Annotated in this window: 13 protein-coding genes; 5 read left to right on the top strand and 8 right to left on the bottom strand. The window is 47.8% G+C overall.

Annotated elements, in window-relative coordinates:
• Positions 1-51 precede the first annotated feature (51 nt).
• Positions 52-561 carry an RNA-guided endonuclease InsQ/TnpB family protein gene (locus QUB56_RS11005; RefSeq protein ID WP_445243329.1) on the bottom strand — a complete coding sequence of 170 codons (510 nt, stop codon included), beginning with the start codon at positions 559-561 and terminating at the stop codon, positions 52-54.
• Between the two features lie 214 nt (positions 562-775).
• Here QUB56_RS11005 and QUB56_RS11010 point away from each other — a divergent pair, with 214 nt between their 5' ends.
• From QUB56_RS11010 to epsE, 4 genes are all read left to right on the top strand, one after another.
• Positions 776-1084: a DUF3493 domain-containing protein gene (locus tag QUB56_RS11010; RefSeq protein ID WP_332955184.1), complete on the top strand. Its 309-nt coding sequence runs from the start codon at positions 776-778 to the stop codon at positions 1082-1084.
• 335 nt (positions 1085-1419) lie between these two features.
• The gene (locus tag QUB56_RS11015; protein ID WP_332955185.1) at positions 1420-1995 is read left to right on the top strand and encodes an alpha/beta hydrolase; all 576 of its coding nucleotides are present in this window, start codon (positions 1420-1422) and stop codon (positions 1993-1995) included.
• A gap of 608 nt (positions 1996-2603) precedes the next feature.
• A complete protein-coding gene (locus tag QUB56_RS11020; protein WP_332955186.1) occupies positions 2604-3812 on the top strand; it encodes a DegT/DnrJ/EryC1/StrS family aminotransferase in 1209 nt (402 codons plus the stop codon).
• A 395-nt stretch (positions 3813-4207) separates the two neighbouring features.
• Entirely contained in the window at positions 4208-5431 is a 1224-nt protein-coding gene (epsE, locus tag QUB56_RS11025; RefSeq protein WP_332955187.1) for an exopolysaccharide biosynthesis GT4 family glycosyltransferase EpsE, read from the top strand.
• 390 nt (positions 5432-5821) lie between these two features.
• Here the strand turns inward: epsE and QUB56_RS11030 are convergent, their stop codons facing one another.
• From QUB56_RS11030 to rimP, 6 genes are all read right to left on the bottom strand, one after another.
• The gene (locus QUB56_RS11030) at positions 5822-6046 is read right to left on the bottom strand and encodes a hypothetical protein (protein WP_332955188.1); all 225 of its coding nucleotides are present in this window, start codon (positions 6044-6046) and stop codon (positions 5822-5824) included.
• A 241-nt stretch (positions 6047-6287) separates the two neighbouring features.
• Positions 6288-7028 carry a low-complexity tail membrane protein gene (locus QUB56_RS11035; RefSeq protein ID WP_332955189.1) on the bottom strand — a complete coding sequence of 247 codons (741 nt, stop codon included), beginning with the start codon at positions 7026-7028 and terminating at the stop codon, positions 6288-6290.
• Between the two features lie 444 nt (positions 7029-7472).
• Positions 7473-10649: a translation initiation factor IF-2 gene (infB, locus tag QUB56_RS11040; protein WP_332955255.1), complete on the bottom strand. Its 3177-nt coding sequence runs from the start codon at positions 10647-10649 to the stop codon at positions 7473-7475.
• Between the two features lie 407 nt (positions 10650-11056).
• On the bottom strand, positions 11057-11359 hold the full coding sequence (locus QUB56_RS11045) for a YlxR family protein (protein ID WP_332955190.1): 303 nt from the start codon (positions 11357-11359) through the stop codon (positions 11057-11059).
• Between the two features lie 92 nt (positions 11360-11451).
• Complete coding sequence (nusA, locus tag QUB56_RS11050; protein WP_332955191.1) at positions 11452-12735, bottom strand: transcription termination factor NusA; 1284 nt, start codon at positions 12733-12735, stop codon at positions 11452-11454.
• Between the two features lie 270 nt (positions 12736-13005).
• Complete coding sequence (gene rimP / locus QUB56_RS11055; RefSeq protein ID WP_332955192.1) at positions 13006-13473, bottom strand: ribosome maturation factor RimP; 468 nt, start codon at positions 13471-13473, stop codon at positions 13006-13008.
• A gap of 465 nt (positions 13474-13938) precedes the next feature.
• Between rimP and QUB56_RS11060 the strand changes: the two genes are divergently transcribed.
• Positions 13939-15129 carry a transposase gene (locus QUB56_RS11060; protein ID WP_332955193.1) on the top strand — a complete coding sequence of 397 codons (1191 nt, stop codon included), beginning with the start codon at positions 13939-13941 and terminating at the stop codon, positions 15127-15129.
• A gap of 192 nt (positions 15130-15321) precedes the next feature.
• Here the strand turns inward: QUB56_RS11060 and QUB56_RS11065 are convergent, their stop codons facing one another.
• Complete coding sequence (locus QUB56_RS11065) at positions 15322-15540, bottom strand: hypothetical protein (RefSeq protein ID WP_332955194.1); 219 nt, start codon at positions 15538-15540, stop codon at positions 15322-15324.
• Positions 15541-15542 lie beyond the last annotated feature (2 nt).

Below are 15542 nucleotides of genomic sequence, written 5' to 3' on the forward strand. Positions count from 1 at the left end.
AATTAATAATTAAATGGGGGCGAAAAATCAAAAACAAGGGTAATGCTTGTATCACAGTTTAAATGTGTAACAGCTTACAACCGTTTTTACTCGCTCTACTGGCACGCAAAACTGAATATAAAATCCATCTGCACCCTTGACTAGCCGCACCCGCTTGATTTGACTCGGAGCGTAAAAGCCTAACTCACGAGTGCCTTTCATTTTTACTCGCCCAATTCCGCACTTGTCGGTAAAGCTGATTGATTTTCTATCTTCTGAAAGCTTCCAATAATTGGTTTTGTACTCAACAGAAAAACAATTATTTTGGAACTTCGGAAACCCGACTTTTTTACCTTTGATTCCTTTTTTGACGTTTTCATTGAAGCGAGAAATACTAGCCCATGCTCTTTCTGCACTAGCTTGTCGAGCCATCGCGCCTAACTTGTTGGCAAAGTCAAATTCTTTAGCCCAAATCGCACAATACTTAGAAAGAGCGAACCATGATTTAGCTCCACCATCAATCCAAAGCCGGAGCGATTTGTTGCGAATGAATTGACAAATTCTAATCGCTTCATCTATCATAGGAATGGTTGGTTTTATCCAAAAACATGGAGAAAGTCCCCCTAGAAGGGGGAGGCTCTAACCCCATTTTTCTGGTAGTCTAATATTCAATCTCTTCGGCGCACTCAGTACCAAACACCCAGTCTTTCGGCTGTATTTACCCCGTTAGCAAAAATAATTTTGGTAGAAACCGGGTTTTTGTGGCCCAATCCTAATTTACTTATTTTCTAAATCTATGCCAGCCCCAAATTCGGACGATCGCACATACATCCCAAAAAACCCCCGCAACCTCAGCCGCCAACAATACGAGCGTTTAACCGCTGAAATGACCGCTCCCTACCGGCCTATGCGACAGTTTGTCTACGTAGCTTGCGGCGCTTCCGGCTTTATCGGCGGCTTGGTTTTCCTCGCTAAAATTGCCTCGGGCCGCGAAATTGGTTCGGCTTTGCCCAATTTTGCCCTCCAAGTCGGAGTGGTGGCTCTGATGGTGTTCCTGTTTCGCTGGGAGCAGCGCGCCCAGAGCCGATCCCCAAAGGGGAAGTAACAAAAATTTACAAATCGAGACAAAAATCTATCTGAGGCAAATAAAAGTTAGAAATATAAAGAAATTATTAGGAAATCCTGGTTTGCAATCGATCCCTGTCATACTTAAAGAGTGGGTTCAATTGGGGTCAGCAAATTTAAAGGCCCTAATCATAAACCGCTTGTAATTCGTTCAATTGGGGTCAGCCTTCATAAAGACCCTAAATATATAAAATAAATTTAAGCCCAGCGCCAGCCTTCACTTATAGAAGAGCTGGCGCTCGGCATTTTGCTAGGAGCGGGAGATTGGTAGATGTGTCACAGTCTAATTAGAAAAAGATGTTGGGATATTTTACTATGAGCAGGTCATTTTTCCAAGGGCGGTGGACGTTATTTTTAGCAGCAGGCGCGGGAATTGTATTTTACAGCAGTGCTGCGGCGGCTGCCGAAAAGGTAGTGCTCAAATACAGTGCGATCCGAATGACTTTACCAGTCAGCGAATTAGAAATTTTTGCAGAAACTGGGAAAATGTCGCCCGGGTTAGAAATGCTGCTGGGAAAGGCAAAAAAAGACCCGGAAGCGGTTCGCAGCAGTCTGACGAGACCGGTGAAAGTCAGTCAAAGCTTTTTGGATCGGACGCTCAACAGTAAGGTTGGGGAAATCATTCTCGATGAAGTGGGTCAGGTAATTCGCACTCCTTCGGGGAATGCAAATCGAGAAGCTTTGCGCGAGGCTTTGGTGCTGTCTGCAACTAATGATAACGATATTACGCTGCTGGAAGCGATGAAGAATTATCCGACTCCAGAAGTTTACGTGGAGGGCGATCGTTTAGTTGAAGCTTACGGCAAACTTGTAGCTTGGTCAGAACAATTGGGTGGCGTTTCAGAACGGCTGCAAGACCTTTTGAACAAGATTCGTCTGCCTAGATTGTAGCGGATTTTGTCAAGGAGGGTTGAGCCGTGCGATCGCGCTTGGGTTGCTGAACCTGCCTCAATTACAGGGGAGTCACATTTTATTGTGCAAAATTTGCCTAATTTGGGCACCTGTTTAAAAAAAGAATGCCACCCTAGACAAGCTCCAAACCTGACCGCAATCAGTCATTCCCAAATCTCAAAACTCAAATCGTATAACTTGGCCGTAAAATCTCTGTTTAGATAAATGTTACACAGTTTACCATAAATTGAGAGTGAGTATGCGTATTATTACTGAGAAAAGTATTTGAACCAAAAAATTCGGGCAAAAGCTTGTATATCCCACATAAACTGAGATACGATCGGGTGGACATTGCAGGTTATCTATCTTAAGATAGAGAAACGCTGTCAGAGTGAGGCGCTTGCGGAAAAACGGCTGGTCATAAGTAAGCTCATGCTATAACAAATGCCTTGGCCCAACGCATTCCCCAAAACTCTTGACTAAAAAAAGTTGAAAAAAAGGTCAGAGACTGCATTAATTAACAGGATCTCAAATTCAAATAAGATCTTACTTTTCAGGGGCCTACACATTCACTCGCTCGACTCTATGTACGGGGTAACACTAGCAATATGAACAACAATCCTATTCGTTCAAAAGACCGTTTTTTGGTTTTCGGTGCTCCCGCGATCGAAGATGCTGAAATTCAAGAAGTGGTCTCAACCATGAAAACAGGTTGGTTAGGTACAGGCCCAAAAGTAATGGCTTTTGAAAATGACTTCAAAGCTTACAAAGGTTCCCAGTACGCGATAGCTGTCAATTCCTGTACGGCGGCACTGCACCTGAGCATCCTCGCTGCTGCGTTACAACCGGGGGATGAAGTCATTACTACTCCAATGACATTTTGTGCCACAGTTAATGCGATTATTCACGCAGGCGCAACACCTGTACTGGCGGATGTAGATCCGGTGACCATGAATATTGACCCCGCTCAAGTCGAAGCTAAAATAACTTCAAAAACAAAAGCAATTTTGCCGGTTCATTTTGCCGGCCGTCCCTGTGACATGGATGCGCTTTGCGAGATTGCTCGCCGTCATAACTTGAAGTTAATTGAAGACTGCGCTCACGCGATCGAAACAGAGTACAAGGGACGGAAAGCAGGCACATTTGGCGACTTCGGATGCTTCAGCTTTTATGTTACAAAAAATATCACGACCGGGGAAGGAGGAATGATTCTCGTCGGCCGTCAAGAATACGCCGACAGGCTCAAAATTTTAGCGCTGCACGGTATGAGCAAAGATGCTTGGAAGCGCTTCGGAGACTCGGGTTACAAGCACTACCAAGTGGTGGAAGTAGGTTTTAAATACAATATGATGGACCTGCAAGCTGCGATCGGCCTTCATCAAATGAAACGAGTTGCTCCTTATTGGAAGCGGCGGGAGCAGATTTGGGAGCGCTACAACGAAGCATTTGCGGATCTGCCGATTACTTTGCCCGCGAACCCCGAACCGGATACAATTCATGCTTATCACCTGTACACCATTCTGGTAGATGAAGCCAAAGCAGGAATCAGCCGCGACGAGTTCCTCAACGCTATGAATGCTGAAAATATCGGTGTCGGCGTACATTACATGAGTATGCCGGAACATCCTATCTATCAAAAAATGTTTGGATGGCAGCCGGAAGACTATCCGAATGCGAGCTACATCGGACTGCATACAATTAGCTTGCCGATTTCGGCAAAATTAACAGATGCAGATGTCGAAGATGTAATTGCTGCTGTTAAAAAATGTTTGGCGATCGGCCAACCTCGCACTCGATTACAAGTGGCAGCCAGCTAAACCGCCTAGACTATTAGCAACAAAACAATGTGAGATATCTCCGGCTAGTCAGAATCTATTGAATGACCGCTCACATTCAGTACCCTAAAATTTTACACTCTCTCAACCTAGTGGGATTGGAGTTTTTGGTTGATACATCTTGACTTTTGGGTATCCCCCAAACTATAGTTGTAGCTATTAAAAGTTCTGAACGATTAAATCTATGGGGTGCCGAATGTGAGTCAAAATCCTTTGAACCTAGATTTTGTAAAGCGAGCATTTATTGAAATCACCGAAAATCTGTCCCCAAAAATTGGCATGGCGTGGGTGCTGCGGGCTAATCTTTTTTTCAGGAACAAACAACCGATTGTTTAGCATATTTCAATTTGCCGATTTGTTAAGAAAAAAAATTAATAATGAATAAACACATTGGCTACTTTATTCCTAAATTTCCCGGACAAACTCATACTTGGATATGGCGAGAATATCAAGCACTCCTCGAGCTTGGTATGACACCTCACATAATATCAACCCGCCGTTCTCGCACGAAAGTTATACATAGTTGGGAGGAGGAAGCCCAAAGTATGACTGATTATTTACTACCCTTGGAAATCAAAGATTTTGTTAACGTTCCTATAGAACTAATCAAAGCTGGCCCCATTGCGTGGTGGCGCTGCCTCAGTGTAATTGCTAATACTAAAAATATATCCTTTTCTCAAAGGCTTTACTATTTGGTATGGGTTGTTATGGGGGCTAAGCTAGCTTGGCTTGCCAGAACCCAGGGCTGGTCTCACGTCCACGTTCATTCCTGTGGCAATTCTGCTAATATTGCCCTATTTGCCTCAATACTTTCGGGCATCACTTACAGTATGGCTCTTCTCGGTCAGTTAGAAGATTTTGGGCCCAATCAAGAACAAAAATGGAAACATTCTGCTTTTGCTTCTGTAATGTCTGAACAACTCCTCAACTCTGTCAAAGATGAGCTGGCAGGCTTCTTGCCAAAGGATGTGAGGGTGTCACCAGTCGGTGTAAATCTGGATGAAGTTAAGCGTGAAACTCCCTATAGTCCTTGGCAGGAAGGCAGTCAATGCCGAATTTACACTTGCGGCCGTCTGAATATAGCGAAAGGACAAAAGTACCTGATTGAGTCAGTGAAGTTGCTTCGAGAACGAGGGTTTGACGTGCGCTTGCAGATTGCGGGTGAGGATGAAGAGGCTGGTAATGGCTACCGCAAAGTACTGGAGAAATTCATTGAAGAGCAATCAATGTCTGATTATGTTGAGCTGCTTGGTTCTGTCTCAGAAGAACGAAATCGCCAAGGTTATAAAGAGGCTGATATTTTTGTTTTACCCAGCTTAAAAGAAGGAATTTCTGTAGCGGTTATGGAAGCAATGGCTATGGAAACTCCTGTAGTAGTGACGCAGGTGGGTGGAATGGCGGAACTGATAGATAGCGGTGTTGACGGTATGCTAATCCCGCCGGAAAATCCCGAAAAAATGGCAGATACTATAGAAAAATTGCTAAAGGACAAAGAGTTAACATTGAGCCTGATTCAAAAATCACGACAGAAGATTGCTGATAAATTCCACCATAGGCGTAGTGCTCAGATATTACTTGAATCCTTGGAGCAGATCAGCTAATTTTTGGAAGATTCAATCCGGTGATTTTTTAAGTTTTAATATCAATTCCGGCCCTCGGGGCCGGAATGATATCAAATCCTTGCTTCAAAAGTCGGGCTTAAAGTCGAATCAAGCTCGCAACAAATAATTCGCGCAATTTTCAGTTTTTTGACCCGCCCGTCAACAGTCAACAGTCAACAGTCAACAATCACGGACGGTGCAACCGGAATCGATATAGGTAGGTATCGATAACGTCCTAGCTCCTGAATAGAAGGAGCTAGGATATCTATATTAATTCTAAAACGCCCTTTGTTCAGAAAAATAGTGAAATTAACGCCGTGTTTCAAGTTGGTTTTAAACATGGGGCGATGGGAAGCTACTATCGGTTACAGCATTTGGCTTTGCTGCTGCTCAGTAAGCCAAAGTTTCTAAAGTTTCCCGCAGATAGGACCGCACCTGCTGATCGATGGTGGCATTTTGCTGCAGGCTGTCAAAATTGAGTTCTAGCTGCCAGCGTTGAAATCCTGAACTTGCGCCGATCGCGGATTTGAGACTGCCCCAGATTTCAGAATCTTCGCACAGCTCGATCGGCTCTGCGGCTTGAGGTTCTTGTGCGATCGGTAGATAATTAGCCATATTGTTATACCTCTGTTTTAATCCCCTGTAAGGATTGAAAGCTTACCTTGACACTCTCTATTATAGATTCTTCTCTCCCGATAGCCAATATAAAATATCCACAACCTGCGATGAAAAATTAAATATTAAGACTATTAATAATCTCAATCTGAGGAGGGGCATTACCTATTTTTTGCACAGCATACATCTGTACAAATTAAAGTAGCTTAAACTACAACTGTGCCCATTTTAATTTTTTATTTCACTTTTTTTCGCTCGACTGTTCGGGTAGAGATGTAACGCTCTTAGTGTCAGCAGGTTTTGGGTTGATAATACTGTCTGCTAACGAATTCTCTATGCCGGATGCTGGCCCAATTGACTCTGCGGGTGCAGCCACAGCTACAGTTGTCTCGCCTGCCAAAGCCGGCAAAAGTCGATCGACTTGCCAAGGCGCGATCGTAAAATCCTGCCGAATTTTTTCTAAAACATAAGGCTTTGTCGCTGCAAATTCTGATTCCGGCGTCAGCAAAACCGCCAGGACACTACTAGACACCTGCAAAAACAAATTGCTAGCTAAAAAAGCAGAAGCTGCCAACAACAATCCAGCCCACCGCCAGGAAGGAGGAAAGGGAGCCACCGAAGCCGCGAGGGGAGCAAATCGGTAGAGCTGCCACAAAAATAGTGCCAGCAAAACAGGCACAAATAGAGCGAGTCCTTTATTTAACTTAGTTTTAAACCGAGTCAGAATCCGGTGCTGCAAAGAAGTTAAATTCTGCGGTTTCACGGCCACAACTAAAATACTAAAAATGTAAAAAGGGCGGAACCACTGCATCCACAGCACAGGAAAAATACCTGCTACAGCCACTAAAAACATTTCTAACCAGACAGGGAGCAGGGGAGAACCCACTGCGAGTCCCAGCAAGCACAGTCCCAGGAAAATCGGCAGTGCAGCCGCCCCAGAAAGGTGAATCCACAAAAAAGGCTCTGACCAAAAAGAACGCACTTTAAATAGTTATGAGTTATGAGTTTTGATTTTTGAGTTTTGACAGCTAGGGACTCACTCTTGACCCAGAAACCCGCTGCGAATATTACATATCTAGCGGTTGTACCCAGCATTTTGGCAAGAAACTCGGTTGCTTTGCGTAAGTCTTATTTTAGTTTTGAATTTTGAATTTTCAGCAACAGGCAAAACGATTATGACGTTGTTAATTGCTGACATCTTTGCTTTTATTGCTTCTTCCTTCTCTCGCGACGATAACGAAAACCTTCTTCCTTCTTCCTTCTCTTTTAGATAACGAAAACCTTCTTCCTTCGGCTATAAGTTAAAAACAAAAGTTACGAGTGATGAGTTTGGGAGTATTGAGTGAAGAGAATAGTGGCGAGCGATCGGCAATTTAGTTGCCTTCACTCAAAACTTCTCTTCCAACCCAACACTCACAACTCAAAACTATTGAGATAGAGTCCGGCGCTTAGTAACCATCCGGTAGGCTTCAATAATATCGCCCTCCGCCCAGTCGCTAAACCCGCTCAAGGAAATGCCGCATTCAAAGCCAGCATTGACTTCCTTGGCATCTTCCTTCATCCGTTTGAGGGAGTCGAGGACACCTTCATAAACGACATTGTTGCCGCGGCGCACCCGCACCTTGCAGTTACGGATGACTTTGCCAGAGAGGACCATACATCCAGCGACAGCCCCGCGACCGATCGCGAAGACAGCGCGCACTTCGACTTGACCCAAAGGTTCTTCCACCAGTTCGGGTTCCAGCAGACCTTCCATCGCCCCTTGAATGTCATCCAAGAGGTTGTAGATAATGCTGTATTCCCGCACGTCTACGCCCGCTTGGTCGGCGGCGAGGCGAGCTTCGGTGGCCAGAGTAGTATTGAACCCGATAATCACAGCATTGCTGGCTGCAGCGAGGTCAATATCCGTTTCTGTAATTTCCCCAGGAGCCGATAGCAGCAGTCGGAGTTGAACTTCTTTTTGAGGAAGTTGAGTCAGAGCGCCGACAATTGCTTCGAGGGAGCCTTGGACATCTGCCTTCAAGATCAAGTTGAGTTCCTTGAGAACGCCTTCCTTAGCTTGTTGAGAGAAGCCGCTGAGGCTGATCCGGCCGCCTTGCAGCAGGCGGGAATCTCGTTGGGATGTAGCTCTTCCAGAGGCGATCGCCGCTGCTTCTTTTTCGTTTGCGAAGACATCAAACTCGTCTCCGGCGCGAGGAACTTCCCGCAGCCCCAGCACTTCCACCGCGAAGGATGGAGTTGCTTGCTCTACGCGATCGCCCCGGTCATCGATCATGGCGCGCACCTTGCCCAGAGCCGAGCCTGCCACCACAATATCGCCCACTCGCAGAGTGCCGTTCTGCACCAGCAGAGTTGCCACAGGTCCCCTTGCCTTGTCGAGGTGAGCTTCAATCACAGTACCCTTAGCCGGTCGGTGCGGGTTAGCGTTGAGGTCTTCCATTTCCGCGACTGTCAGAATCATTTCCAACAGCGTATCCAGGTTTTCGCCTCGGATCGCGCTGACTGGCACCATCGTGACATCACCGCCCCAGTCATCTGCGACCAAGCCGTACTCAGTAAGCTCTTGCTTCACCCGTTCCGGCTGAGCACCCTCCTTGTCTACTTTATTGATAGCCACGACAATTGGCACTTTCGCCGCTTTCGCGTGGCTGATCGCTTCAATTGTCTGGGGTCGCACGCCGTCGTCTGCCGCCACCACCAAGATGGCGATATCCGTAACCCGTGTTCCCCGAGCCCGCATCGCTGTAAAGGCTTCGTGGCCGGGCGTATCCAAAAATACCACCTGCTGGCTCTTGCCATCGTGTTCCACATCCACGTGGTAAGCCCCGATGTGCTGGGTAATCCCCCCAGCTTCTCCCTGAGCTACCTTTGTTTTGCGGATCGAATCGAGCAAGGTAGTTTTGCCGTGATCCACGTGTCCCATAATCGTTACCACTGGCGGACGGCGTTCGAGGTATTCCAAATCCGCTGCGTCCAGCATCTCAATCACTTTGATAGCTGGGGCTACTTTTTCTGGGGTTTCCACCTCTACGCCCATTTCTTCGGCTACCATCCTCACCGCTGGAATGTCGAGGGTTTCGGTAATGTTGACCGCAATGCCTTTAGAGAACAGCCGCTTAATAATTTCGGTTTCCGGAACAGCCAGAGTAAGTGCTAGTTCTTGAACGGTCATCGGCCTGCTCAGCAGCAGCTTTTCTGGACGTTCTACCTTAGCTTCGGCTGTTTTGCCCCGGTTGCCGCGTCCCCCGGTCGAACCTGAAGAAGAACTTTTATCGTGAGAAGGGCCCGGTCTCTTATTTTTTCCGCTGCTTCCGGGTGCGCCCGGAGTTGGTGTTGACTTGGGTGCTGCTTGTCCCTTCGCTTTAGCTGGGCGGGCTAGGGACAGGCTGACCGTGACTGGTGCTGGCAGATCCAAGCCGTTTTCTAAGTCATCGTCATCCTCGTCTATTGGTTTGAGGCGAGAACGTTTTGCCTTAACAGCCTTGGCCGCTTTGGCAGCATCTGAGTTTTCGTCATCATCTTCTTCCCAAATGACCGATGTCTTTTTGGCAGGACGAGGGAGAGTTGGCCTGCTGAGGAGAGGAATCTCCAGCAACGGCGTATTATCTTCTTCATTGTCATCAGTGTCATCCCCGGCCGGCACCGTGTCACCGCCCCGGCTGCGCAGCCCGGTAGCTAACGTTGCCGGGGCAGGGCTCCGGCGCGGTCCCGGCTGGGGTCGATCGGCCAGTTGAGTTTTTACTGGGCCACCAGCGCCTTCCCGGCGCGGTCTTTGGGTGTCGCGAGATTCGCTAGAAGCGGACGGTGCAGGTCTGCTGGGGCGGCTCGGTTTAGCCGGCGCTTCCAGAGTTTCTGACTGTTCTGATTGCTCTTGCTCGGTTTTTGCAAGTTTGAGTACCGGCTTGTTTCCCAAATTTTGTGGGGTACGGCTAGCAGACTCTGACGCCGCTCTGACTGGTGGCGACGTGAGTTTTGCCGACGGTCCGGGAGGGGCAACCGGCGGTTGCTTGGTGCGTTCGGGAGCCTTTTCCAATGACGGTTGAGGTGTCAGAGGTGCCACCGCCTGCGCGGTTGTTTCCGCGATCGCACCTACAGTTTCCGACAGTGTTTCTGACACAGTTTCTGACGGAGCCGCCGATACAGCGACATTTGGCTTCGACAGTACAGGTCGATTGATATTTGGTTTAGCTGGAGGCTGGAGTTGTTGAGCGGCGGGCGATTTTGGAGGAGTTGCCACGGTTGCCCCAGGCTGGGTTTTTTGCTCCTCGTTGCCCGCAGGCTGGGAGGAAGCACCAGCCGGCCGTACTTTTGGACTGCGTATTTCTAAAATTTGCTGCTTTTTTTGTTGGTCGTTAGGGTGAGGGCCAGATTCTCTAGATGGCGCTGCTGCTCTTTCCGGGGGAGCTGGCTTGCCAGGGGAAGAGTGGCTGCTGGCTACGTATTTTTCAGCCGTTTTGCGAATGCGTTCTGCTTCGGATTCTGTAATTGTGCTGCTGTGGCTCTTAACTGAAATATTGAGCCGCTCGCATACTGCCAAGATGTCTTTATTATCCAAATTTAGTTCCCGTGATAATTCGTAAATTCTTACTTTGCCGTTGTTCATCCACTCTGCCCTCTTTTGTGCCAACCAGTTTTTACATTGTGATTTTTTGTTCTAATGACGACATCATTCGCTGTGATTGATTCAGTGTCAGGAATCAGGGTTTTGGTACTCGCTCAGCAATTTTATCTAAAAGATGTAACTCGCTGAAGTCTGCGGTTGGAGAATTCTCAAGTCTTTTTGGGAACTTGGAACTCTGAAGTCTGAATTTTGGCAACAGCCACTCTCTCAACCTTCAAAGTTTGCCTTTCCACCTTGAGGATACCTCTGCTAGTACCCCACCCTTATCTAATCTGACACAAATCTTTCCAGACTGGTGGGCAGATCGGATTGGGGTTTTAGAGCTGGCGCTACCGGTAATTACTGGTAGGGCTGCCAAGAGGGTTTATACAGTCGAGGCCGAACTATTGTCAGTTTTTCGCCCGGCCCGGGATGGTGTCAGATGTACGGTCAGATTTACACTCAGATGTGGCTAAACGCTGCCAAAGTGTTTGGTACAGTTCGTCAGACACAGGCGCTTTGAGCGATCGCCCAAGTCGATTTTTTTTCTGAGCTGCTTTGAGGCATTCGGCTTCCCGACAAAGGTAAGCCGAACGGCCAATGCCACTATCTAATTGTACCTGATGAGAAGGATAGAGCCTGACTACTCGCCAAAAAGCTTCCTTAGGAGCTATTTTTCGACAACTTGCACAGCACCGGTAGTTCGGTTTCATTTCTTGTGAGAGGGGGAGTAGGGTTCGAGGGGAGTAGGGGAGAATTCCTCCTTGTCTCCCTTCGAGAGAAAATATTGTGAATGTCACAGTTTTTAGACAGCGGCTTCGGTTTCCTCCGTGGCGGCTGCCTCCTCTTCCTCAAATTCTGCGGTTTCCTCGTCGTAGTCGCCTGCAGAGTCTGCGTCGTAGTCGCCTGCTAGTTCTTCGAGCCTGGTTGCTTCTGCTGCCAATTTGGTGTCTTCAGCGGCGCGATCGTACTTAGCAATATCTTTGATATCAATTTTCCAACCGGTGAGGCGGGCTGCGAGGCGCACGTTCTGACCTTCTTTGCCAATGGCCAGACTCAGTTGGTCTTCAGCGACCAAAATGTGAGCTCTCCTGCCTTCTGGAGCAACTAAACGCACTTCATCTACTCTAGCGGGACTCAGAGCGTTGGCAATATAAGTTGCTGGATCTGGAGACCACCGGATCACGTCTATTTTTTCGCCGCGCAATTCGTTGACTACTACCTGAATCCGCGATCCCCGCGCTCCGATGCAGGCTCCTACGGGATCTACGTCGCGATCGAGAGTATCAACTGCTATTTTAGTCCGGGGACCGACGTGCCGGGAGGGCGGATTTGCCTCCCTGGCTACGGCGACAATCCTCACCACCCCGTCTTCTATTTCTGGTACTTCGTTAGCAAACAGGTAAACCACCAAACCTGCGTCGGCTCTAGAAACAAGTAACTGCGGCCCACGAGTCGAGCCTTCACCTACTTTTTTGAGATAAACCTTGAATGTAGCGTTTGCCCGGTAATTGTCGTTGGGCAACTGTTCGCGCTTAGGGAGTTCGGCATCTACTTCTGGCTGACCGAAGCTGCTGGTGACTGCTAAAATCACCGACTGCCTCTCAAACCTGAGCACTCTTGCTTGAAGAACGGTTTCTTCTAAATCTTTAAACTCTTCTTGAATCATTTTGCGCTGTTGGTCGCGCAGTTTTTGAGCGAGAACTTGTTTGGTCTGGATGGCAGCCATGCGACCAAATTCTTTTTGATTTGGTGTTACGTCTACGAGCACGATGCTCCCAGGCTGAGCTTCCGTGGCTACTTCTTGCACTTCCGAAAGTGAGATTTCGTGATCGGGATTGATGACTTCTTCGACAATAGTTTTGTTTGCTAAAACGCGGAAACCTTCTTGTTCTGCGTCGAGTTCTACATCAAAATTGTCGAAGTATTCTTCGCTGAAGTGGTCGAGTTTTTGGGTGCGGCGGTAGCGTTCGTATCCTTTGAGCAGGGCTTCTCGCAAGGCTGCTTGGACGGCGTGTTTGGGTAAATTGCGTTCTTTGCTAATACCTTCGACCATTTCTTTTAGTCCGGGCAGGGGAACCATTGACATATAAAACACTCCTTTTTGGCTTTGGTAATAAGTAACTGGTAATCGGTAATTGGTAATGGGAAATTTTCGAGTAAAAGCGATGGCGGATGATTGATGAGTTACTGGATAGGATAAGGAAAGCTAGGTGCTGTAACAATTTATTTGTTGTTCCTATTCAACCCGCTGCTAAAGATGTGATTGTTAAAAAGTAACTCGCAGCGAAGCGTTTTCAGCTTGCTGCGAGGCAATCTCAAAACTCAAAAATCAAAACTCAAAACTCAAAATTTCCCTTTACCTCTCCTTTCCTTCGTCTAGTTCAACTTTGACAATCTGAGGGCGGGGAATTTTAACCTGGCGCCCTTTTTGATTGAGATAAACCGCTGTTTCATCCCGGGAGAGGAGTAGTCCTTTCCACTCTTTGATTCGCGAGTCCGGTTCGGTGGCTTTGACTGTCACGGGGAAACCTTTAAAGGTAATAAATTCTCGATCGCTGCTGAGCAATCGGGATATTCCGGGACTGGAAATCTCTAGCACGTAGGCATCGGGTATGATGTCGGCTGCATCTAACTCGGCATCGAGGGCTGTGCTCATGCGCTCGCAGTCGGCTAAACCGGTGTCTTGTTGGAGGTTGCGGATGTCTACCCGCAAGACGGGAGGATTTTGGTTGGTGTGAAACACTGCTCCCACTACTTCCAATCCCAGTGTTTCCGCAACGGGGGTAGCTAAGTCAATGATTTGTGGGATTAGGGGATGAGTCATATCGAATACTTAAGTTAAAACTCCTAAACTCGGATAGGGGCAAGGAAAAATTTGGTGTTGAGATTGCTTGGCTTTGAGGTGGTTTGATTAGGTGGCTGCGACTTTCCTCTTCAACTTTGGGACTTAGCCAACATCCCCGCAGGGGATCTCCAGGGGGGGATTACCCCTACTGGATCGGTCCTCAACTTGCAAGTCTGACGCCCTGAGCTCTTTTCCTGCGACTAATGCAACAAAAAAAGTGGGCTTGACCCACTCCTAGGTAAAACAATTTCTTCCAAGAAGTTTGAGGACTTCTTCCGATCGAAGGCAGGCCTCAGTTCTCAGTTTAGCTCGATCGCCCGCCCAGTGACCAGAGAAATGGGTACAAGCCTCCCCCTTCTAGGGGGACTTTCAATGAAGAGGTCTTCAGTGAGGAGTCTGAATAAACAAGCTCCTATTTATTCAGAGTCGCTGTATAATGGTTGTATGTTGAATCTAACCTACGAGTACAAGCTCATTCCCACCAACGCGCAACGCGAAACATTCGACCAGTGGCTGAACATCTGTCGCAAGGTCTATAACTTTGCGTTGCGGGAACGGAAGGATTGGATCAATTCTCGCAAGTGTGATATCAACTCGTGCAGCATCAAACAGGAATACATCATCCCTGCCGATGCACCGCGTCCAACCTTTGCCCGTCAGTGCAAAACACTGGCATTCGCAAAGAAGTCAATCCCCGAATTGAAGCTCCCTCACACCCATGTCTTGCAGCAAGTGTTGCGCCAGTTAGAGGCGGCGTTTGTGGCAAGGTGGGATCGCGGGCACGGCTTTCCTAGATTCAAAAAGCGGATGCGCTCATTTGTGTTTCCTCAATTGAATCTAGAATCTGTTAAGCGCTTTAATGGCATCCATTGGGTCAACTTGCCCAAGATTGGAAGCGTCAAAATGCACCTATCGCGCCCAATCCCTGAAGGCTTTGAGGTCAAGCAAATTCGCGTTGTGAAACGGGCATCTGGCTACTGGGCCATGCTCACTTTACAATGTGATGTTGAAGTGCCTCAAGTCTCGGCATCAGGGCATGGATTGGGGATTGATTTAGGGCTAGAACATTTTTTGGCAACGTCTGATGGTGAATTGATTGATAGACCTCGATTCTTTCTGGGTGGACAACGCAAGCTGAAATCGCTGCAACGTCAACTGAAACGGAAGAAGAAAGGCTCTAGGAAATTTCGTCAGCTTCACCATCAAATTGCCAAACACCACGAGTACATCTCGAATTCTCGGAAAGACTTTCACTTTAAGACCGCTCATCATTTGTGCGATGGAGCCGAGACCGTCTTTGCCGAGGAGTTGAATCTCAAAGCCATGTCCGCCGGGATGCTGTGTAAGCACACCCTAGATGCGGGGTTTGGGCAGTTTCTCAACATTTTGAGTCATATCTGCTTTAAGCGAGGTGTGTACTTCGCCAAGGTAGATGCTCATGGTACTAGCCAGACCTGCCCAAAGTGCCAAACCCATACAGGTAAAAAGGAACTGTCTCAAAGGGTGCATAAATGTCCTGAGTGTGGCTATGAAACGAATCGAGATGTTGCAGCCGCCCAAGTGGTTTTGCAGCGTGGATATACAGCGGTGGGGCACATCGCAGTGAATTTTGGGGAGGGTAAGCTACATGAGTAGTCCCCATGAACCAAGAATCCCCTCGCCTTTAGGCAGGGGAGTTGTCAAAAACCGATCGCCCTCGGGAAAGTGTCCGAGGGGAGAGGGGAGAGCTAAGAGGGGGAATGAGGACGACTTCATCACCCTTTTGGAGCGGGGTGGGGCGAGGGCAAATTCCTGGTTGATACCGTGCTCGGGTGTGATCGCGCATAGTTAGAACAGTGGGCGATCGGTACTCAGGCGTTCTAGGGCTTGCGATACGGGAGTTTCTTTGGGAAATTCTAATTTCAGTTCGGACAAGCCCTCTGCTTCTTGATAGGCGGCAAAGAGTTTGACAGTGATGGTGATTGGTAGATTAGACATGGGCGATCGCATGATTAACGGTATATTGACAAAACAGCCCAATAAAGATTCACCATAAAAAATCCCCATTA

The sequence above is a fragment of the Microcoleus sp. AR_TQ3_B6 genome (assembly GCF_036702785.1).
Lineage (GTDB): Bacteria > Cyanobacteriota > Cyanobacteriia > Cyanobacteriales > Microcoleaceae > Microcoleus.

Coding starts and splice junctions, on each gene's coding strand:
- nusA (WP_332955191.1), bottom strand. CDS start 12,735: ATGTCAATGGTTCCCCTGCCCGGACTAAAAGAAATGGTCGAAGGTATT.
- QUB56_RS11060 (WP_332955193.1), top strand. CDS start 13,939: ATGTTGAATCTAACCTACGAGTACAAGCTCATTCCCACCAACGCGCAA.
- QUB56_RS11020 (WP_332955186.1), top strand. CDS start 2,604: ATGAACAACAATCCTATTCGTTCAAAAGACCGTTTTTTGGTTTTCGGT.
- infB (WP_332955255.1), bottom strand. CDS start 10,649: ATGAACAACGGCAAAGTAAGAATTTACGAATTATCACGGGAACTAAAT.
- rimP (WP_332955192.1), bottom strand. CDS start 13,473: ATGACTCATCCCCTAATCCCACAAATCATTGACTTAGCTACCCCCGTT.
- epsE (WP_332955187.1), top strand. CDS start 4,208: ATGAATAAACACATTGGCTACTTTATTCCTAAATTTCCCGGACAAACT.
- QUB56_RS11015 (WP_332955185.1), top strand. CDS start 1,420: ATGAGCAGGTCATTTTTCCAAGGGCGGTGGACGTTATTTTTAGCAGCA.
- QUB56_RS11010 (WP_332955184.1), top strand. CDS start 776: ATGCCAGCCCCAAATTCGGACGATCGCACATACATCCCAAAAAACCCC.
- QUB56_RS11005 (WP_445243329.1), bottom strand. CDS start 561: ATGATAGATGAAGCGATTAGAATTTGTCAATTCATTCGCAACAAATCG.
- QUB56_RS11045 (WP_332955190.1), bottom strand. CDS start 11,359: ATGAAACCGAACTACCGGTGCTGTGCAAGTTGTCGAAAAATAGCTCCT.
- QUB56_RS11030 (WP_332955188.1), bottom strand. CDS start 6,046: ATGGCTAATTATCTACCGATCGCACAAGAACCTCAAGCCGCAGAGCCG.
- QUB56_RS11065 (WP_332955194.1), bottom strand. CDS start 15,540: ATGGGGATTTTTTATGGTGAATCTTTATTGGGCTGTTTTGTCAATATA.